The organism is Paraburkholderia lebeckiae (genome assembly GCF_050436225.1).
In the GTDB taxonomy this organism is placed as follows: domain Bacteria; phylum Pseudomonadota; class Gammaproteobacteria; order Burkholderiales; family Burkholderiaceae; genus Paraburkholderia; species Paraburkholderia tuberum.
In genome coordinates this window covers 282200-302246 of sequence record NZ_JBNDLU010000002.1, presented here as the reverse complement: position 1 = coordinate 302246, position 20047 = coordinate 282200, and the positions used below count along the sequence as shown (strand labels likewise).

Annotated in this window: 20 protein-coding genes; 12 read left to right on the top strand and 8 right to left on the bottom strand. The window is 65.0% G+C overall.

Annotated features, from left to right (window positions below):
• Positions 1-229: 229 nt before the first annotated feature.
• Entirely contained in the window at positions 230-1540 is a 1311-nt protein-coding gene (queG, locus tag OKW45_RS16145; protein WP_429469808.1) for a tRNA epoxyqueuosine(34) reductase QueG, read from the bottom strand.
• Between the two features lie 17 nt (positions 1541-1557).
• On the opposite strand from queG, the gene tsaE reads away from it, so the two are divergent.
• Both tsaE and OKW45_RS16135 read left to right on the top strand, forming a co-directional pair.
• Complete coding sequence (gene tsaE, locus OKW45_RS16140) at positions 1558-2154, top strand: tRNA (adenosine(37)-N6)-threonylcarbamoyltransferase complex ATPase subunit type 1 TsaE (RefSeq protein ID WP_429469806.1); 597 nt, start codon at positions 1558-1560, stop codon at positions 2152-2154.
• Positions 2136-3701: an N-acetylmuramoyl-L-alanine amidase gene (locus tag OKW45_RS16135; RefSeq protein WP_429469804.1), complete on the top strand. Its 1566-nt coding sequence runs from the start codon at positions 2136-2138 to the stop codon at positions 3699-3701. Before tsaE ends, OKW45_RS16135 begins: the two co-directional genes overlap by 19 nt.
• A gap of 82 nt (positions 3702-3783) precedes the next feature.
• Here the strand turns inward: OKW45_RS16135 and OKW45_RS16130 are convergent, their stop codons facing one another.
• Positions 3784-4665 (bottom strand): EamA family transporter, encoded by an 882-nt coding sequence (locus tag OKW45_RS16130; protein WP_429469802.1) that lies wholly within the window; start codon positions 4663-4665, stop codon positions 3784-3786.
• Positions 4666-4831: 166 nt separating this feature from the next.
• On the opposite strand from OKW45_RS16130, the gene OKW45_RS16125 reads away from it, so the two are divergent.
• Together OKW45_RS16125 and trxA are read left to right on the top strand one after the other, a co-directional pair.
• On the top strand, positions 4832-5707 hold the full coding sequence (locus OKW45_RS16125) for a pirin family protein (protein ID WP_184006412.1): 876 nt from the start codon (positions 4832-4834) through the stop codon (positions 5705-5707).
• Positions 5708-5803: 96 nt separating this feature from the next.
• Positions 5804-6652, top strand: coding sequence for a thioredoxin (trxA, locus tag OKW45_RS16120; RefSeq protein WP_018421644.1), 849 nt, complete (start codon positions 5804-5806; stop codon positions 6650-6652).
• A 67-nt stretch (positions 6653-6719) separates the two neighbouring features.
• Here the strand turns inward: trxA and tcdA are convergent, their stop codons facing one another.
• Positions 6720-7577 carry a tRNA cyclic N6-threonylcarbamoyladenosine(37) synthase TcdA gene (gene tcdA / locus OKW45_RS16115; RefSeq protein WP_429469800.1) on the bottom strand — a complete coding sequence of 286 codons (858 nt, stop codon included), beginning with the start codon at positions 7575-7577 and terminating at the stop codon, positions 6720-6722.
• Between the two features lie 264 nt (positions 7578-7841).
• Between tcdA and pdxH the strand changes: the two genes are divergently transcribed.
• The 3 genes from pdxH (at position 7842) to OKW45_RS16100 (ending at position 11272) form a co-directional block, all read left to right on the top strand.
• Positions 7842-8483: a pyridoxamine 5'-phosphate oxidase gene (gene pdxH, locus OKW45_RS16110; RefSeq protein WP_018421646.1), complete on the top strand. Its 642-nt coding sequence runs from the start codon at positions 7842-7844 to the stop codon at positions 8481-8483.
• Between the two features lie 149 nt (positions 8484-8632).
• Entirely contained in the window at positions 8633-9847 is a 1215-nt protein-coding gene (locus OKW45_RS16105) for a class I SAM-dependent methyltransferase (protein WP_018421647.1), read from the top strand.
• A 96-nt stretch (positions 9848-9943) separates the two neighbouring features.
• Entirely contained in the window at positions 9944-11272 is a 1329-nt protein-coding gene (locus OKW45_RS16100; RefSeq protein WP_429469798.1) for a DUF72 domain-containing protein, read from the top strand.
• 63 nt (positions 11273-11335) lie between these two features.
• Here OKW45_RS16100 and msrA read toward each other — a convergent pair whose 3' ends face one another.
• Entirely contained in the window at positions 11336-11875 is a 540-nt protein-coding gene (msrA, locus tag OKW45_RS16095) for a peptide-methionine (S)-S-oxide reductase MsrA (protein ID WP_018421649.1), read from the bottom strand.
• A 199-nt stretch (positions 11876-12074) separates the two neighbouring features.
• Between msrA and OKW45_RS16090 the strand changes: the two genes are divergently transcribed.
• On the top strand, positions 12075-12323 hold the full coding sequence (locus tag OKW45_RS16090) for a hypothetical protein (protein ID WP_429469796.1): 249 nt from the start codon (positions 12075-12077) through the stop codon (positions 12321-12323).
• Positions 12324-12374: 51 nt separating this feature from the next.
• The gene (locus OKW45_RS16085; RefSeq protein WP_184051503.1) at positions 12375-12884 is read left to right on the top strand and encodes a flavin reductase family protein; all 510 of its coding nucleotides are present in this window, start codon (positions 12375-12377) and stop codon (positions 12882-12884) included.
• Between the two features lie 79 nt (positions 12885-12963).
• On the opposite strand, the gene OKW45_RS16080 is transcribed toward OKW45_RS16085, so the two are convergent.
• Complete coding sequence (locus tag OKW45_RS16080; RefSeq protein WP_018421651.1) at positions 12964-13479, bottom strand: Lrp/AsnC family transcriptional regulator; 516 nt, start codon at positions 13477-13479, stop codon at positions 12964-12966.
• Positions 13480-13609: 130 nt separating this feature from the next.
• On the opposite strand from OKW45_RS16080, the gene kynB reads away from it, so the two are divergent.
• Genes kynB through kynA form a run of 3 tightly spaced genes read left to right on the top strand, consistent with a single transcriptional unit; the run spans position 13610 to position 16488 of the window.
• Positions 13610-14314, top strand: a complete 705-nt coding sequence (kynB, locus tag OKW45_RS16075) for an arylformamidase (protein WP_090801656.1) — start codon at positions 13610-13612, stop codon at positions 14312-14314.
• Positions 14301-15551: a kynureninase gene (kynU, locus tag OKW45_RS16070; protein ID WP_429469794.1), complete on the top strand. Its 1251-nt coding sequence runs from the start codon at positions 14301-14303 to the stop codon at positions 15549-15551. Before kynB ends, kynU begins: the two co-directional genes overlap by 14 nt.
• Positions 15552-15561: 10 nt before the next feature.
• Positions 15562-16488 carry a tryptophan 2,3-dioxygenase gene (gene kynA / locus OKW45_RS16065; RefSeq protein ID WP_018421654.1) on the top strand — a complete coding sequence of 309 codons (927 nt, stop codon included), beginning with the start codon at positions 15562-15564 and terminating at the stop codon, positions 16486-16488.
• A gap of 144 nt (positions 16489-16632) precedes the next feature.
• Here the strand turns inward: kynA and OKW45_RS16060 are convergent, their stop codons facing one another.
• The 3 genes from OKW45_RS16060 to OKW45_RS16050 are packed head-to-tail and all read right to left on the bottom strand — an operon-like array spanning position 16633 to position 20028.
• Positions 16633-17370 carry an SDR family oxidoreductase gene (locus OKW45_RS16060; RefSeq protein WP_429469792.1) on the bottom strand — a complete coding sequence of 246 codons (738 nt, stop codon included), beginning with the start codon at positions 17368-17370 and terminating at the stop codon, positions 16633-16635.
• The gene (locus tag OKW45_RS16055; protein WP_429469790.1) at positions 17367-18911 is read right to left on the bottom strand and encodes an FGGY-family carbohydrate kinase; all 1545 of its coding nucleotides are present in this window, start codon (positions 18909-18911) and stop codon (positions 17367-17369) included. Before OKW45_RS16055 ends, OKW45_RS16060 begins: the two co-directional genes overlap by 4 nt.
• 31 nt (positions 18912-18942) lie before the next feature.
• Positions 18943-20028: an alcohol dehydrogenase catalytic domain-containing protein gene (locus OKW45_RS16050; protein WP_429469788.1), complete on the bottom strand. Its 1086-nt coding sequence runs from the start codon at positions 20026-20028 to the stop codon at positions 18943-18945.
• Positions 20029-20047 lie beyond the last annotated feature (19 nt).

Genomic DNA, 20047 nt, shown 5'->3' with positions numbered 1-20047 from the left:
CGACGCACGACGCCGCCTTGCGGCCGATAGCGGGCATTCCCCTGGAATGAAATTCAGAACTGGGGTTGCCGCGAGAAGGGCCGCTCGCTGCGTCATGCTCCTTGCGAATACGTCGAGTATTCGCGGCGTCGCAATCCTTGCGAGCGGCCCTTCTCGCGGCAACGCACGTGCGTTCCATATGTAAACAGACCCTAGCGTGCCAGATTGCCGGCACCGAATTGCCACGACTTTACGCCGCTTCGAGCGCCCACTCCACATGCTCGCGCACGACCGCCGACGGATCGCCGGCTCGCTGCCTCAAAGCCAGCACGATCGCGGCACGGGCATCGAGGTCGAGACTTCCGGGCGCGGCGCGCAACGCGTTACCCATGCCGACCGCGAGATTGCGCAGCCAGCTCTCGTAGCCGATGCGGCGAATCGCGCTGCCCTGCATGCGCGTATCGAACTCCTCGGCGCTCCACGCGAACAGTTCGACCAGCGACGCGCGATCGAGCCCGTGCCGCACGTCGAAATCAGCGACCGGTGCGGCCTGCGCGAACTTGTTCCAGGGACACACGAGCTGGCAATCGTCACAGCCGTACACCCGATTGCCGATCAGCGGCCGCAGGTCGAGCGGAATACTGCCCTTCAGCTCGATCGTCAGATACGAGATGCAACGCCGCGCGTCGACCTTGTACGGCGCGACGATCGCACCGGTCGGACAGGCGCCGATGCAGCGCGCGCAGCTGCCGCAATGCGAGCCCGGCGTTTCGGGCGCGGCCTCGGGCGAGGTTTCGGCGTCGGTCGGCAGCGGCACGTCGACATAGATCTCGCCGAGGAAAAACAGCGAGCCGGCGTCGCGCTGCAGCAGCAAAGTGTGCTTGCCGCGCCAGCCGATGCCGGCCTTCTGCGCGAGCTCGACTTCGAGCACCGGCGCCGAATCGGTGAACACGCGATAGCCGAACGGCCCGATCACCGCTTCGATCCGGTCGGCCAGTTGTTGCAGGCGCTGACGCATCACCTTGTGATAGTCGCGGCCGCGCGCGTAGATCGACACGACCGCCGTGGACGGGTCCGCGAGCCGCGCGTGCTCGGCCGCGCGCCAGTCGCGCGCGCGGGGTGTCGCGCGTGAGGCGGGTTGCGTTACGTCTTGCGGCATGCTTTCAGGCGCGCTTTCATGTCCCCCTTCATGCGCCCCTTCAGCCGCCTCTGCTTCCAGCGTCTGCGCAGGCAAATAGGCGATGCGTGCGGTGATCACGCGTCGCGTGCCGGCCACAAGCTCGGCCGGCCGCGCGCGTTTCATGCCGTGTTTGGCCATATAATCCATCTCGCCGTGGCAACCCGCTTCGAGCCACGCTGCAAGCGGCGCTTCGGCGGCCGACAGATCGGTATCGCTAATGCCGATCGCCCCGAAACCGAGTTCACGGCCCCACGTCTTGATGTCGAGCGCGAGCGCACGAAGCGCCGCCTCGTCGAAACGGGACGTTGCGCCAGAAGCTCGCATGGCATCATCGGCCGATGCGGGCGTGCAGAAAACAGGGGACTTCGGACTTCGGTTCATCACGCCATTTTACGAGAATGCCTGTCAATCCCGATCACGCGCCCCTACCGTCCGCTCAAGTGCTGCTCGAACGCTCTTTCGCGCTCGCGGACGAAGCCGCCACGCAGGCGTTCGGCGCGCGCTTCGCACAGGCGATCGAAACCGTGCGCGCGGACTCGCATCAGGCACAGCCAGCCCAGCCTGGCACCGCAAGCGCCCTCGCGTTCCACGGCTTGCAAGTCCAACTGCTCGGCGATCTCGGCGCCGGCAAAACCACGCTCGTGCGCGCGATCTTGCGCGGCCTCGGCCACACCGGCCGCGTGCGCAGTCCGACCTACACGCTCGTCGAACCGTATGTGCTCGAGCGGCCCGCCGGGGAACTCGCGCTCTATCACTTCGATCTGTACAGATTCACCGATCCGGCCGAATGGGCCGACGCGGGCTTTCGCGAATATTTCGACAGCGGCGCGATCTGCCTCGTCGAATGGCCGCAACGCGCGGGACCGCTGCTCGGCGTGCCGGATCTCGTCTTCTCGCTCGGGCTCGTCGGCAACACAGAAGCAAACGCGGACGCACGCGTACTCGTCGCACGCGCTTATAGCGAATCAGGAAAGGCATGTCTCGAAAGATGTTAATCAAACCATTCCAATCGATCGAATCGGCGGCGGGCGCAACGCATAACTGGCGGCGCCGACAGATCCTGCGCGCCAGTGCGTCGACGCTGGTGCTCGGCCTCGTCGCTCCGCGTCTCGCGTTTGCGAGCTCGGTGCTCGGCGTGCGCGTGTGGCCCGCGCGCGACTACACGCGCGTGACGATCGAATCCGATCAGCCGCTGCAGAACACGCAGCAGTTGTTGCAGGGACCGGACCGGCTCGTCGTCGATCTGAACGGCCTCGATCTCGATCAGGCGCTGAAGGAGCTGGTCTCGAAGATCACACCAAACGATCCGCAGATTTCGTCGGTGCGGGTCGGGCAGTATCAGCCGCACGTCGTGCGCATGGTGTTCGACCTGAAGGGCTCGGTGAAGCCGCAGGTGTTCGCGCTGCCGCCGGTCGGCGCGTATAAGTACCGGCTCGTGTTCGACCTGTATCCGGCTGTCGCGCCCGATCCGCTGATGGATCTGCTCGCGCAGACCGAGCGCAAGCAGCAGGCGCTCGACGAAGAAAACAGCGCGCCGCCCGCGACGCTTGCCGGCCCCGGCACGGCGCCGCCGGTCGACAACAGCGAAGCGTTCTTCGAGCACTACGCGCAGAACGGTGGCGCCGGCAATGGCGCCGCGGGCGTACCGCATCCGCCCACGCATGGCACGGCGGCGCCGGCCGCGCCCTCCGCGCCGCCTGCCGCACTCGCGCGCAACAAGGGTGGCAACGCCAACAGCACCGCACGCGGTCTCGACAGCAACAACGACAACCTCGGCGACAGCGGCGACACCTACGCATTCACCACGCCGAAGTCGAGCCGCAGCAACACCGTGCGACTGCTCACCGTCGCAATCGATCCGGGTCATGGCGGCGAGGACCCGGGCGCGATCGGCGGCGCAGGCACCTACGAGAAGCACGTCGCGCTCGACATCGCGAAGAAGCTGCGCGCGAAGATCGACGCGCAGCCGAACATGCGCGCGATGATGACGCGCGACGCCGACTTCTTCGTGCCGCTGAACGTGCGCGTGCAGAAAGCGCGCCGCGTCGGCGCGGACCTGTTCGTATCGATCCACGCGGACGCGTTCACGACGCCCGAGGCGAAGGGCTCGTCGGTGTTCGCGCTGTCGGAGCACGGCGCGTCGAGCGCGGCCGCGCGCTGGATGGCGAACAAGGAGAACTCGTCGGATCTGATCGGCGGCATCAACATCAAGTCCGACGACGCCACCGTGAACCGCGCACTGTTCGACATGTCGACCACCGCGCAGATTCGCGACTCGATGCGCTACGGCAACTTCGTGCTCAAAGAGATCGGCGACATCAACAAGCTGCACAAGGGCTCGGTCGAGCAGGCCGGCTTCGCGGTGCTGAAGGCGCCGGACATTCCGTCGATCCTCGTCGAGACCGCGTTCATCAGCAATCCGGACGAAGAGCGCCGCCTGAACGACGACGCGTATCGCGAAAGGATGGCCAACGCGATCCTGACCGGCATCAAGCGCTATTTCGCGGCGAATCCGCCGCTCGCAAAGGGCCGCATGACGTGATGTCGGCACGCACGAGCCAATCACAAAACGGCCCTCCGGCCGTTTTGTGATTCACGCTCGCAACCCGTGGCGCAACGGTTGCTCAGCGTGCCGGCATCAAGCGCTGCACGACCCAGCCGCCGAACACGTTAACCGCGAGCCCCGCCATCACTAGCAACGCGCCCGCCACCTGCATCGCAGACAGTTGCTCGCCGAGCAGCAGCGACGCCGACGCGAGTCCGACGATTGGCACCAGCAGCGAGAACGGCGCGACCTGACTCGCCGGATAGCGCGACAGCAGACGGCTCCACAAGCCATAGCCGACCAGCGTCGCGACAAACGCCAGATAGACGATCGCGAAGATCGACAGCGCGCTGATACCGGTCAGCGCGGCGGCGATCTCGCGCGGCCCTTCGAACACGAACGACGCCGCGAAAAACGGCAGCGGCGGAATCAGGCTCCCCCACACGACGAGTCCGACCAGATCGACCTTGCCGACCTTCTTCGTAACGATGTTGCCGAGCGCCCACATGCACGCGGCGCACAGCGTCAGCAGGAAACCAGCGACGGACATCGTGTGGCCGCCTTGCAGGCCGATCACCGCGAGCCCCGCCGCGGCGATCAGCAGACCCGCGACGTTCGGCAAACGGAAGCGCTCGTGCAGAAACAGCGCCGCGAAGATCAGCGTGAAAAACGCCTGCGCCTGAAGCACCAGCGATGCAAGCCCCGCCGGCATGCCGACGTACATCGCCGAGAACAGGAACGCGAATTGCCCGAACGAGATCGTCGCACCGTAGGCGAACAGCCACCGCCACGGCATCTGCGGCCGCTTGACGAAAAACACCGCCGGCACCGCGGCGAGCGTAAAGCGCAGCGCGCCGAGCAGCATCGGCGGCACGCCATGCAGGCCGACCTTGATCACGACGAAATTGACGCCCCACGCGAGCACGACGATCAGCGCGAGCAGCAAGTCCCTGGGCGACATCCGGGTCTCCAATGAAACGGTGCAATCTGGCAGTGTAACGGAGGCCGCAAATTCGCTTCGTTGCGCCCGCTCGTGGCGAGCGTGCGCCGTTGCCGTCGGCAGCGCGCGACGCGCAGTAGAATCGACCATTGAGCCTTCTCCTTTCACTTTCCCGTCGAGCTTGCCCATGACTTCCTCGATCAAAGCCGTCCTCAAACCGCACTTACGCGACATCGGCAATCTGACCGTGCGGCGCGTGCTGCCTGCGATGGCGGCGCGCCTCGTCGGCCCGTTCATTTTCTTCGACCACATGGGCCCCGCGACCCTCGAACCCGGCAGCGGCCTCGACGTGCGCCCGCATCCGCATATCGGCCTCGCGACCGTCACCTACCTGTTCGACGGCGCGATCATGCATCGCGACAGCCTCGGCTCCGAGCAGAAGATCGTCCCCGGCGACGTCAACTGGATGACGGCCGGGCGCGGCATCGTCCATTCGGAGCGAACGCCGCCGGAAGACCGCGCGCGCGGCCAGACGGTTCATGGCATTCAGACCTGGGTCGCACTGCCGCTCGCCGATGAAGACGCCGAGCCGTCGTTCACGCATCATGCGGCGGCGACCTTGCCGGTCGTCGAGCGCAACGGCGTGACGCTGCGCGTGATCGCGGGCACCGCATTCGGCGCGGTGTCGCCGGTCGCGACGTTTTCGGGCACGCTGTACGTCGCCGCCGACTTCACGCCGGGCAGCGCGTTCGCGCTCGAACCGGAGCACGAGGAGCGCGGCGTGTATCTGGTGGAAGGCGATCTGGAGATCGACGGCACGCCGCTCGAAGCGGCCGAGATGGCCGTGCTCGCGCTCGACGAAACCGTCACGCTCGCGAGCACGCACGGCGCGCGCGTGATGCTGCTCGGCGGCGAGAAGCTCGACGGCGAGCGCTTCATCGAATGGAATTTCGTCGCGAGCTCGCGCGAGAAGATCGAAGCCGCGAAGCTCGCGTGGACCAATCAGGAAATGGGCCATGTGCCCGGCGAAACCGAATGGATTCCGCTGCCGCAGCGCAAGTGACGGCGCCGGGCCCGCGCGCGAATCACCGCATTGAATTCGCGCGATTCGGCCCCACCTAGCGCCTGTTCACAAACCGTTTCTATCGACGAGGACGCAATGGACACCACTCTGGCCACTTTCGAACAGGACGTCATCAAGGCGTCGATGCTGGCCCCCGTGCTGGTCGATTTCTGGGCGCCGTGGTGCGGCCCCTGCAAGAGTCTCGGCCCGATGCTCGAAAAGCTCGAAGCCGAAGCCGCCGGCAAATGGAAGCTCGTGAAGGTCAACGTGGACGAGAACCACGAACTGGCCGCGCACTTCCAGGTCCGCAGCATTCCGCACGTGATCGCGTTCGCCGACGGCCAGGCCGTCGATCAGTTCGTCGGCGTGCTGACGGAAGGACAGCTGCGCGAGTTCCTCGACCGGCTCGTGCCGCAAGGGGCGCCGGCCGCGCGCATCGAAGCGCAGACCGCGCTCGCCGAAGGCCGCCGTGACGACGCCTACGACCTGCTGCAAGCGGCGCTCGCGTACGACCCGGGCTTCGACGACGCGCGTATGGACCGCATCGAGTTACTGCTCGAAGACAACCGCATCGACGAGGCCCGCAACGAAGTCGATCTGCTGTCGCCGAAAACCACGCAAGGCATCGACGCGCGTTTCAACGCGATCAAGACGCGGCTCGACGCGGTGGACGCCGCCGCGGACCTGCCGCCCACCGATGCGCTCGAAGCGCGCGTCGCCGGCAATCCCGACGATCTCGAAGCACGCTTCGATCTCGCGAATGCGTTTATCGCGCGACGCAAATACGCGCAGGCGCTCGAACATCTGCTCGCGATCGTGCAACGCGACCGCACGTTCCGCGACGATATCGGCCGCAAGACGATGTTGTCGGTGTTCGATCTGGCCGCGCATCAGCCGGAGCTGGTGTCGCAGTGGCGGCGCAGGCTGAGCGCGTCGTTATATTGATCATTGTGATGTTTTGCCCGATGGCAGCCTGGGTCAGAGCGGTTGAAACCGCCGCCCGGGCTGCCACCTAAACCGTCGCCTTCTTCGCCAGCTCCCGCAACACAAACGCCGCGGCCGCAAAACCAAAGCTCGCGGTCACGCACACGCTGGAGCCAAACCCCGCGCAATTCAAGCCGACCGGCCCAGTATGTCCCGGCGACGTGCTCACGTGCTCGGCTTCTTCATCGATATCGCACACGGCCGCTTCCGGATAGATCAACGGCTCGTCGGAATACACGGCGCTCACCTTGAACTTCGCCTTCGGCCCGCGCGGAAAGCCATGCTGCTTGCGCAACTGCCCGCGCACCTTCGACAGCAGCGGGTCCTGGATCGTCAGCGCGAGATCGTCGATGCGGATCCGCGTCGGGTCGAGCTGACCGCCCGCGCCGCCGACCGTGATCAGCGGCTGCTGGCGCTCGACGCACCATGCGATCAGCGCGGTCTTCGTGCGCACGCTGTCGATCGCGTCGATCACATAGTCGAAGCCGCCGCCGAGCATGGCCGCGAAATTGTCCGGCTCGACGAAGTCCTCGATCAGCCGCACCTCGCAGTACGGATTGATTGCCGCGATGCGTTCGGCCATCGCTTCGACCTTCGGTTTTCCGTAGTTGCCGTCGAGCGCGTGAATCTGCCGGTTCGTGTTGCTTTCCGCGACGTTGTCGAGATCGATCAGCGTCAGCGTGCCGAGCGCGCTGCGCGCAAGCGCCTCCGCGACCCACGACCCCACCCCGCCGATGCCGATCACCGCGACGTGCGCACCCTCGAATGCGGCGAGCGCGGGCGCGCCATACAGACGGGCGATGCCGCCGAAACGGCGCGCGCGGTCGGCGGTTTCGTTCGCGTCGAGGCTGGTAGTAAGATCGGATTGCGCGGCGGTGCTGGACATGATGGCAGGGCTCGAAAACACAGGCGGAACAAAGCAGGCGGTGGCGCTTTGGCAAATTGCCTTGGCAAATTGCTTTGGCAAATGGGGCGCGCAGCCCGTATTTTGCCTGAACACGTGCAAACAGCCGCGCAGAACCACGAGCAGCGACGCAATGTTGCAGGCTTGCGCTGGCGCAACATGTGCCGCGCCATACGTTGCTCCGCTCGCGCGCAAAAACCTGACGCCTTAGCTATACTTGGCCCACTGTAGCGTTCGCATAAGAACATGATCTCACTCGCCGAGCTTCGAAAAAACTACTCGCTGGGCTCACTGGACGTTGCCGACGTCAACCACGATCCGTTCCGTCAATTCGACACGTGGTTCCAGCAGGCCATCGACGCCAAGCTGCCCGAGCCGAATGCAATGACGCTGGCCACGGTCGACGCGCGCGGCCGGCCTTCGGCACGCATCGTGCTCATCAAGGGCGTCGACGAGCGCGGTTTCGTATTCTTCACCAACTATGAAAGCCGCAAGGGCCGCGAACTGAGCGCGAACCCCTACGCGAGCCTGCTGTTTCACTGGATCGAACTCGAACGCCAGGTGCGCATCGAGGGCCGCGTCGTCAAAACGAGCGAGGCAGACAGTGACGCGTATTTCGCGTCTCGTCCGCTCGGCTCGAGGATCGGCGCATGGGCATCGAATCAGAGTCAGGTGATTGAAAGCCGTTCGCAGCTCGAAGTACGCGAACGCGAAATCAGCCTGCAATACGGCGAAAATCCTCCGCGTCCGCCGCACTGGGGTGGCTACCGTCTGGTGCCCGACGCGATCGAATTCTGGCAGGGGCGGCCATCGCGGCTGCACGATCGGCTGCTTTTCACGCGCGCGGAAGAAAGCGCCAACTGGCTGATCGCACGTCTGTCGCCCTGACCGGTCGATGACCGGACGAATGAGGCCGGCGGCGGCGCCAACGTAGCGGCGCGCGCCGGCGGGATTGCGTTGCGCGGCCCGCGGAATGCGCCGCGCCATGTCGCGATCCACATAGCTTTGCTTTAAATCAACGAACACGGAGAGATCACATGTTCTGGGAGAAAAAGCTGGCGCAGTGGGTTGAAGATGTCAAAACCACAGCTAACCTGCCCGCACGCCTCGTGCTGTGGGACGGTCAGCAACACGACTTCGGGCAGTTCGCCGCGCCCCGGGTCACGCTACACGTGAAGAGCGCAACCGCGCTGCCCTATCTGCTCGAACCGAGCCTCGACAATCTTGGCGAAGCCTATGTCAAAGGCAAGATCGACATCGAGGGCAAGCTGTCGGACATCATCAATATCGGCTATCAGCTCGCGCGCAGCACCGTGACGAGCGCTGGCAAGCTCGCGCGCGTGCGGCGCTACTTCAATCACTCGAAGACGTCGGATAAGAAAGCGATCCAGTATCACTACGACGTGTCGAACGAGTTCTACAAGTTGTGGCTCGACGAGAACATGGTCTACTCGTGCGCGTACTTCGAGACCGGCACCGAAGACCTCGCGACCGCGCAGCTGAAGAAAATCGATCACATTCTGACCAAAATCCAGCTGCAGCCCGGGCAGCGTCTGCTCGACATCGGCTGCGGCTGGGGCGCGCTCGTGCTGCGCGCCGCGCAGAAGTTCGGCGCGAAGTGCGTCGGTGTCACGCTGTCGCAGAACCAGTTCGACCTCGCCACCGCGCGCGTGAAAGCGGCGGGCCTCGAAAACCAGATCGAAATCCGCCTGCAGGATTATCGCGACGTGCAGGGACAGTTCGATCGCATCACGAGCGTCGGCATGTTCGAGCACGTCGGCCGCAAGAACCTGCCCGGCTATTTCCAGAAGATGCACGATCTGCTCGCCGACGACGGCATCGCGATGAACCACGGCATCACGTCGAGCGACGCCGATAGCGGCGAAACCGCGCTCGGTGGCGGTGAGTTCATCGACCGCTTCGTGTTCCCGGACGGCGAGCTGCCGCACATCAGCCTCGCGCTCGAAGCGATGCAGCGCGGTGGGCTCGAAGCGGTTGACGTCGAAAGCCTGCGCCGTCACTATGCGCACACGCTCGACATCTGGGCGGAAAATTTCGAAGCCCGCGCGGACCAGGCGCGCAAGCTCGTCGACGACGAAAAATTCCGCATCTGGCGCGTGTATCTGGCCGGCTGCGCGTATGCGTTCGAAAACGACGACGTGTCGATTTTCCAGGTGGTGTGCCGCAAAGCCGGCCGCAGCGCGAAAACCCTGCCGTGGTCGCGCCGCTACATGTACGAAAAACCGCTGTGACCCGGCTGTGACCCGGTTTGTGACCGGTCGCGCCGCGGCGGCGTGCATGGAGCGCGCGCCGCGGCGCAATTCTGATGAACAGCAGGCCGGACATTGATGGACCAGAGCAGGACGAGTGACGTTGAAGAGCCGTTGGACGGCAGCGCGGACGACGCGGCGCATCAGGCCACGCAGCAGTTCGATCTGTTCGGGATGCCGGTGGAGGCCGCGGCAGAAGCGCCGGCCATGTCCGCACGTGAAGCCGATTCGGCCGCAAGCGCTGCCGCGCAGCCAGAGCACAAGCGCACGCCGAAGACCGCAATATCCAATGCCCCCGCGTCGCTGTTCGAAGACGACACCCCGCCCGACAGCCCCGCTCCTGAACCAGACTGTGCCCCGGTCTCCGCCGACGCCCCGAAAAAGCGCCGCAGCCGCGACGTGCTCGCTGCACCGCCGTCGCCGGAACTGCTCGCGCTCGCGGCGCAATTGCCGCCGCAGATCCACCTCGGCACGTCGACATGGTCGTTCCCCGGTTGGACAGGCATCGTCTACGGCGACGACTACAGCAACAGCAAACTGTCGCGCGAGGGCTTGAGTGCGTACGGCGCACATCCGCTGCTGAAGACGGTCAGCATCGACCGCTCGTTCTACCAGGCGTTGACGGTCACCGAATACCTGCGCTACGCGCAGCAGGTGCCCGAGCACTTCCGCTTCATCGTCAAGGCGCCGATGACGATCACCGATGCCACCGTGCGCGCCGAGCGCGGCGAGCCGGTGTCGCTGAACCCGTGCTTCCTGAACGCGCAGATGGCGATCGACGATTTCGTCACGCCCTGCCTCGAAGGCCTCGGCGCAAAGGCCGGCGCGCTGGTGTTCCAGTTTTCGCCGCTGCCGGATCAAATGCTTGCGCAGCCGGCCGTATTCATCGAGCGTCTGGGAGAGTTTTTCGACGCGCTGCCCGGGCTGCCAGACGGCAGTTGCTACGCGGTCGAGATTCGCGACGCGAGCCTGCTCACGCCGCGCTTCATCCGCATGCTGAAGACGGCTGGCGTGCGCTACTGCGTCGGCATTCATGCGCGGATGCCCGATCCGCTGCGCCAGGCCGCGGCGCTCGCGCTGCTCGATGGCGAGCCGGCCGGTCCGCTGATCGTGCGCTGGAGCCTGCACGGCGGTTTCAAGTACGAACAGGCGAAGGCCAAGTACGAGCCGTTCAACCGGCTCGTCGACGAAGATCCGGCGACGCGCGCGTCGCTCGCCGCGCTGGCCGCGCGCTACGCGCTCGCTGGTCAGCCGGTCGTGATCGCGGTCAACAACAAGGCGGAGGGATCGGCGCCGCTCAGCTGCGTGAAACTGGCCGAAGAAATCGTCGAAGCCTGCGTGCGTGTCACGCAGGGACGCGGCGATAACGGCGACGAGGCGCCATCGCGAGCACAGGAACCGCAGTGACGAACAGCAGCGGGCGGTCTTACGCATCCGCCCGTTGCCGACTCCAATCCTCGCGCTGCGCCGTTAACCCGCCTTGATCCGATGCGCGAACTTCTGGCGGAATTTCGCGACTTTCGGCGCTACCACGAACGAGCAGTAGCCCTGATTCGGATGCTGCGCGAAATAGTTCTGATGATAAGCCTCGGCGGGCCAGTAATTGTCGCCGAGCGGCAGCACCTCGGTCACGAGCTTGCCGTCGTAAATGCGCTGTTCGCCGATCTCGCGAATCGCCTGCAGCGCGGTTTCGTGTTGCGCGTCGGAATGCGTGAAGATCACCGAGCGGTATTGCGTGCCGACGTCGTTGCCCTGCCGGTTCAGCTGGGTCGGATCGTGGATCGCGAAAAAGATGTCGAGAATCTCGCGATAGCTGATCTTGGCCGGATCGAAGTCGACCTTGACCACTTCCGCGTGACCGGTGTCGCCGTCGCAGACCTGCTCGTAGCTCGGATGGCGCGAGTGACCGCCCGCATAACCCGACTCCACCGCATTGACGCCCTCGACGCCCAGATACACCGCTTCGAGGCACCAGAAACATCCACCGCCGAGCGTTGCCGTCTCGTTCATAAGCTTCACCCCAGGATCAGATTCACACAATGATCGGCAGCCGGCCTGCGCAGCGCCGCCGTATCTGCCACCGCATCCGAATATATGGCCGAAAACGCGTTCCGAAAGGCGCAGTCAGGCACGAGTCAGGCACCCGTCGCGCAATGACCGCAAATCCGGCCGTGCAGATATCGAGTATAGAAACGCCGGCAGGCGACGGGTGAATAACCGTGCCTCATACACGCAAGCGCCGCGCCCGCAACTCGACCCAGCACGATCGATAAATTTTCGCGTGCAGCCTTTTGAGGAGATCGTCGATGCAGCCGCCCGGCTGCCACGCGCCGCACGCATCGTCATGCGGCGCGCGCGGCGATTGCAGTTAAAATTGGCAGAAATCAACGATTTTCACCATGACTTTCGAAACATCCGCTTCCCGCCGCGCGGGTATACGCTTCAATTCGCGCCTTGATTCGCGCTGCAGTCGTTCTTTCACACGGCGCGCGACGGGGGCCTCGCCCCGATGAAGCGCGCGAGCCCTCCCAACTTCGACCCGTCCGCGTTCAAACAGGCGCTCAGCCAGTTCGCGACCGGCGTCACCGTGATCACGACGCGCGCCGCGTCCGGCCAACTGATCGGCATCACGGCCAGTTCGTTCAACTCGGTGTCGCTCTCTCCGCCGCTCGTGCTGTGGAGTCTCGCGACGCGCTCCGCGTCGATGCCGGTGTTCCGCGCCAACAGTCACTACGTGATCAATGTGTTGGCCTCGACGCAGCTCGATCTGTGCAAGCGCTTCGCGACCGTGAAGGGCGACCGCTTCGAGGGCGTGTCGCACGCGGCGGGCGACACCGGCATGCCGGTGCTCGACGGCGCACTCGCGTGGTTCGAATGCCATAACCGCAGCCGCTACGAGGAAGGCGACCACGTGATTTTCGTCGGCGAAGTGGAGCGCTGCGGTGTGCATGAAAATGCCGCGGACATGCTGCCGCTCGTGTTCCAGAGCGCGCAGTTCCACGGCCTGAAGCCGCTTTGAGCGGCATGGCGCTTCCCTGGCGTCTGTAGCGCCTGTCGGTCGGACGCGTCGAAAACGGCGCGCCCCGCCCTCGTCATCCTCAACGGTCGCTATGCGTGGCTCCGTGCCCGCTGTTCTTCTTCACGAGCGACACCGGCACGCCCGAATCTTCCTTCAGCGTTTCGAGCACGATGTTCGAGCGAATGTCCATCACGCCCGGCGCCTTGTACAGGCGATTGAGCACGAAGTCCGAATAGTGTTTGAGGTTGTGCGCGAGCACGCGCAGCAGATAGTGGGTTTCGCCGGTCACGACGAAAGCGCCCACCACTTCGGGCCAGTCGCGCAACGCTTCGGCAAAACTCTCGTGCCAGTTCTGCTGGTCGTTGCGCATCGATACCTGCACGAACGCTTCCAGCTCGAACCCCAAAACTTCGCGGTTCAGGCACGCTCGGTAGTGTTCGATGACGCCCTGCTCTTCCAGCAGACGCAAGCGTCGCAGACAGGCCGACGGCGAGAGCGAGATGCGCTCCGCCAGGTCGAGATTGCTGATCCGTCCTTCCTGCTGAAGCACCGTCAAGATACGGCAATCGGTGGCGTCGAGCGAGATCGCGTTCATATTCGGTCTCCCTTTCCGGTTTGACTCAAATTATGTTCCAAGACACGGCTGGTAAGGAGATTTTTTCGCAATCACATTTCACAGCTTGACCTCTATCATTTAGAGATAGTTACCAACCGTCGACTCCGTCATGCGAGCACTCTGGGACATCACCCCCGCCGTCGATACCGCCACGCCCGTCTGGCCGGGCGACACGCCGGTCGGCATCGAGCGCGTCTGGCGCATGGAGGCTGGCTCGCCGGTCAATGTCGCGCGTCTGACGATCTCGCCGCACACCGGCGCGCATACCGACGCGCCGCTGCACTACGACGTCGACGGCGCCGCGATCGGCAACGTGCCGCTCGACGCATATCTCGGTTTATGCAGAGTGATTGACTGTATCGGTGCGTCGCCTGTTGTGACGCCACAACATCTTGCCGGCTCGCTCGACGATTTGCCGCCGCGAGTCTTACTGCGCACTTACAGAAAAGCGCCGACGCGCGAGTGGGACAGTGCGTTCTGCGCGGTCGCGCCCGAGACCGTCGACCTGCTCGCCGCGCGCGGCGTGACGCTGCTCGGCATCGACACGCCGTCGCTCGATCCGCAGGAATCGAAGACGATGGACGCGCATCACCGCATTCGCGCGCACCGGATGGCGATTCTCGAGGGCATCGTGCTCGACGCGGTCGAACCCGGCGACTACGAGCTGATCGCGCTGCCGCTGAAGCTGACCACGCTCGACGCGAGCCCGGTGCGCGCGGTGCTGCGTGCACTGCCCGGCTCGCGCTCAGCCACGCTCCCCGGCGAGCGATCAACCCGACAACCCAACCCATCGAACCACCATGAACCATCGTGATGAAGCCGTGGCGCTCGACAGCGCCGAACCGCTAGCAGCGCTGCGTGACCAGTTCGCGCTGTCGCCGACGACCATCTATCTCGACGGCAACTCGCTCGGCGTGCCGCCGGCCGCCGCCGCGCAGCGCGCGCAGACCGTGATCGCCGCCGAATGGGGCGAGGGACTGATCCGCAGCTGGAACAATGCCGGCTGGTTCGCGCTGCCGCGCCGACTCGGCAACAAGCTCGCGCCGCTGATCGGCGCGGCCGAAGACGAAGTCGTGATTACCGACACGATCTCGATCAACCTGTTCAAGCTGCTGTCGGCCGCCGTGCGCCTCGCCAATGCGCGCGATCCGAAGCGTCGCGTGATCGTGTCCGAGCGCTCGAACTTCCCGAGCGATCTGTATATCGCGCAGGGCCTGATCGAGCAGCTCGATCGCGGCTACGAGCTGCGCCTCGTCGACGATCCGTCCGAACTGCCCGGCGCGATCGGCGAGGACACCGCGATCGCGATGATCACGCACGTGAACTACCGCACCGGCTATATGCACGACATGGCCGCGCTGACGAAGCTGATTCACGACAGGGGCGCGCTCGCGCTGTGGGACCTCGCGCATTCGGCGGGCGCGGTGCCGGTCGATCTGAACGGCGTCGGTGCCGACTACGCGGTCGGCTGCACCTACAAGTATCTGAACGGCGGTCCCGGTTCGCCCGCGTTCGTGTGGATAGCCAGGCGTCACCAGAACGAGTTTGCGCAGCCGCTGTCGGGCTGGTGGGGGCATCGCGCGCCGTTCGAGATGAACCCGACGTATCAGCCCGACAACGGCGTGGGCCGCTACCTGTGCGGCACGCAGCCGATGGTGTCGATGGCGCTCGTCGAATGCGGGCTCGACGTGTTCCTGCAAACGACCATGGAGGCGGTCCGCCAGAAGTCGCTCGCGCTGACCGATCTGTTCATCGAACTCGTCGAGACACGTTGCAGCGAATTTCCACTGAAGCTCGTGACGCCGCGTGAGCACGCGCAGCGCGGCTCGCACGCGAGCTTCGAACATCCGCACGGCTACGAGGTGATGCAGGCGCTGATCGCGCACGGCGTGATCGGCGACTATCGCGAGCCGCACGTGCTGCGCTTCGGCTTCACGCCGCTGTACACGCGCTTCGTCGACGTATGGGACGCCGTCGAAATCTTGCGCGACGTGCTCACCCGCGAGGCCTGGCGGGCGCCTGAATTCGCCCAGCGCGGCGCCGTTACCTGAGGACGACAGAATGACCGATCACATGCACACGCCGGGCTTGCCAGAAGAACCGGCGGCACAAGGCTGCCCGTTCGGGCACGGACGGACGGCTTCGGCGCCGTCCGCGAGCGCGGCCGACAGCGGCTGGCACGACGCGCAGCTCGACTTCTCGGAGTCGATGAGCTACGGCGATTATCTGTCGCTCGGCACGGTGCTGGACGCGCAGCATCCGTTGTCGCCGGATCACAACGAGATGCTGTTCATCATCCAGCATCAGACGAGCGAGCTATGGATGAAGCTCGCGCTGTACGAACTGCGCGCGGCGCTCGCGGCCGTGCATCGCGACGAGTTGCCGCCCGCGTTCAAGATGCTTGCGCGCGTGTCGCGAATCATGGAGCAACTGGTGCAGGCGTGGAGCGTGCTCGCGACGATGACGCCGTCCGAATACACGGCGATGCGGCCGTACCTCGGCAGTTCGTCGGGCTTTCAGTCGTATCAGTACCGGCAGATCGAATTCCTGCTCGGCAACAAGAACGAGCAGATGCTGAAGCCGCACGCGCATCGCGCCGACGTGTACGCGCAAGTGAAGGCATCGCTCGAAGCGCCGTCGTTCTACGACGAAGTGGTGAGGCTGCTGGCGCGCCGCGGCTTCAGGATTTCGCCCGCGCGGCTCGAACGCGACTGGACGAAGCCGACCGAACATGATGCATCGGTCGAAGCGGCGTGGCTCGAGGTGTATCGCAATCCGTCCGAGCATTGGGAGCTGTACGAGATGGCCGAGGAACTCGTCGATCTGGAGGATGCGTTTCGTCAGTGGCGCTTCCGCCACGTGACGACGGTCGAGCGCATCATCGGCTTCAAGCAGGGCACCGGCGGTACCAGCGGCGCGCCGTATCTGCGCAAGATGCTCGACGTGGTGCTGTTTCCCGAGCTGTGGCACGTGCGGACGATGCTGTAGCGGCTAGCGCGTGTAAGGCACTTCCCGGCAAGCGTCTTCTTCTGAGTGAGTAACCTGCGCTTCCGCCCACCGGACGGCCCCACCGTCTGGTAGGGCTTCCACGTACTTTCATTTCACCCGGCAACCGGCAGTGCCTGACACCCGCTAGCGCGCCGTGTAACCACCATCGATCGGCAAACACACCCCGCTAATCATCGACGCCGCGTCGCTCAACAGAAACAGAATCGGCGCGGCAACTTCCGCCGATTCGGCAAAGCGCCTGAGCGGAATCGCCTGCAAAGCGGGATCGCGTTTGACAGGATCGCTCCACGCCAGCACCGCCATCGGCGTCAGCGTCACCGTCGGGTTCACGCTGTTCACGCGAATTCCGTGCGGCCCCAGCTCGATGCACAACGCGCGCGTGGCTGCATCGAGCGCGGCCTTCGACGCCGAATAGCTCAGATGATCGTCGAGCGCGACGAGCGCGGCCTGGCTCGACACGTTGATGATGCTGCCCGCGCGCCCCGCGTCGAGCATGCCACGCGCGACGTGCTTCGCGACCAGCACCGCCCCGCGCGCATTCACCGCCATCACGCGATCGAAGCTTGCGGCCGTCGTTTCCACCGCGCGTTCGAGCAACGCGATTCCCGCGCAATTCACCAGACCGTCGAACGGTTCGAGCGAGGCCATTGCTTCGTCGATCGCGGCTTCGTCGCTGATGTCGAGCCTCAACGGCTCGCAGCCGGTTTCCTCGGCGAGCCGCGCGAGCTCGTTCACGTTGCGCGCGGCCGCGACGACCGACGCGCCGCTCGCGCACAGCGCCTCGACCGTCGCGCGGCCGATGCCGCTGGAGGCGCCCGTCACCAGAATCGAGCGGCCGGCAAAATCGAAAGTAGCGTTCATGACGATTGCAAGCGATGCATGACCGGCTTCAACGCCGGATAGAGGTCCGTGTACACGCCGAAGCGCTCTTTGTATAGCGCCATGCGCCGTGCCTCGGGCTGCGCGCGCTCGATCAGCGTGACCCAGCCGCCTTGCGCCGCTTCGCGCGACACGAGGCCGACGCCGAGCGCGGCGAGCAGCGCGGCGCCCATCGCGGCTTCGACGTCCTGCTCGATCGTGTAGACCGGATAGCCGGTGACGTCGGCGATGATCTGCATCCACAGGTCCGAATGCGTGGCGCCGCCGACCACGATCAGCTTGTCGTCGAGCGATTGCGCGCCTTTGCGCCCCGCCTCGATGTTGTGCTTCAGCGCGAACGACACGCCTTCGAGCACGGCGCGATACAGATGCGCGCGCGTATGAAACAGCGACAGCCCGACGAATGCGCCGCTCGCTTTCGCATCCCACACCGGGCTGCGCTCGCCCATCAGATACGGCAGGAACAGCACGCCGTCGGCGCCGGCCGGCACTTGCGCGGCGCTCTCTTCGAGTAGCCGATGCGGATCGCCATGCGGTGTCGCGCGCGCGGCCTCGATCTCCGCGTGACAGAACTGCTCGAGATACCACGTGACCGACGCGCCCGCGGTAATCGCGCCGCCGAATACGTAGATGTCGTGCTGCCCGTTGAAAACGTGCGGCATGCTGATCAAACCGTGCCGTGCGTCGACACGCTGATTGATGTAACCCCAGCACATGCTGGTGCCGATCATCGCGACGTGCTGCCCCGCGCGCGTGACGCCGGCCGCGAACGTCGCCATCGCCGCATCGACGCCACCCGCGACGATCGCGGTGCCCGCGTCGAGCCCGAGCTGCGCGATCCATTGCGACAACAGCCCGCCCACCACCTCCGACGATTCGACGAGCCGCTCCGGCATCATCGTCGCGGGAATGCCGAGCATGTCGAGCGCTTCGTCCGACCAGTCGCGCCGCGCGATATCGTAGACGCCGCCGATATTGCCGGCCGAGCTGTGATCGACGGCGACCTCGCCGGTCAGCATGTAGATCACGTACGCGTTCGGCGGCAAAAAATAGCGGGTATGCGCCCACACGTCCGGCTTGTTCTCGCGCAGCCACAGCATCTTCGTGTAACCGTAGTAGCTATCGACGCCGTTGCCGGTGATCGTATAGAGCCGTTCGAGATCGATGTTCTCGCGCACCCAGTCGACCTGCGCGGTCGCGCGCCGGTCCATCCAGATCAGGCAGGGCGCGAGCGGCCGCATGTCGTTGTCGACCGGGATGCCCGAGCCGCCGTACAGGCTACTCACGCACAGCGCCTTGATCGCGCCCGGCGCGATGCCGGCCGCCTTCGCCTCGCTGACGCACCCGGCCACGCATTCGACCACGGCCTTCAGCCACACCGCGGGCCACTGCTCGGCCCACAATGGCTTCGGCGTTTCGGGCTGATAGCTCGACGCATGCTGCGCGACGATCGCGCCGTGCTCGTCGACCAGCAGCGCCTTCGTGCTCTGCGTGCCGATATCGACGCCGATGACGTAGTTCATAGAGTCTCCGTTGAAACGCCGCGCACCAGATTCATGCGCGCGGCTTCATCAGCACCTTGATCGAATCGAGCGAGTTCGCGATCCTGATCGCTTCGTCCCATTCTTCCAACGAAAAGCCGTGCGTGACGATGCCCTTCGACGTAACGAGTCCGCGCGCGAGCAAATCGATCGCGATCGGATAGCAATAGGGCCCAAGATGCGCGCCGCGCACGTCGAGTTCCTTGCGATCGCCGATCACCGACCAGTCGAGCGTCGTATCCGCGCCGAACACCGAGAATTCGACAAAGCGCCCGAGCTTGCGGATCAGGTCCATCCCCTGGTTCACGCCAATCGGCGCACCCGTCGTTTCAATATAGACGTCGCAGCCGTAGCCGTCCGTCAGTGAATGGATGATCGCGAGCGCGTCGTCCTTCTGAGGATTGATCGTCACGTCCGCGCCATATTCGCGCGCGAGTGCGAGCCGTTCCTCGACGAGATCGATCACGACGAGCTGCTTCGGCGTCTTCAGATGCGCGACCTGCGCCATCATCAGACCGAGCGGCCCCGCGCCCGCGATCACGACGACATCGTCGAGTTGCAGGTCGCCGCGATTGACCGTATGAATCGCGCACGCGAGCGGCTCGATGATCGCGGCGTCTTCGAGCGAGATGCCGTCCGGGATCTTGTGGACGATCGCGGTCGGCGGAATGCGCATGTACTCGGCCATGCCACCGTCCGCGACTTCGCGCTGAAAGCCGAAAATGTTGTGCACTTCGCACATCCAGTACTGACCGGATTTGCAATAGCGGCACTTGCCGCACGGTACGATCTGCTCGGCGATCACGCGCTCGCCCTTCTGCACGCCGAAATGCTCGGCCGCGCCCTCGCCCAGTTCCTCGACATAGCCGAAGAACTCGTGGCCCGGAATCACCGGCGCCTTGACCCACGGGCTTGGGCCGCCCCAGAACATCTTCGCGCCCGAATGGCATTTGCAGTCGCTCGCGCAGATACCGCACGCGGCGATGCGAATCACGAGTTCACGCGCGCGGGCGCGCGGCTTTTGTACCTGTTCGACGCGATAGTCTTTCGGTGCATGACAGACGATAGCCGTCATGCTCTGCTTTTCGGATTGAGTCATTGCATGGTCCTGCGAAAAG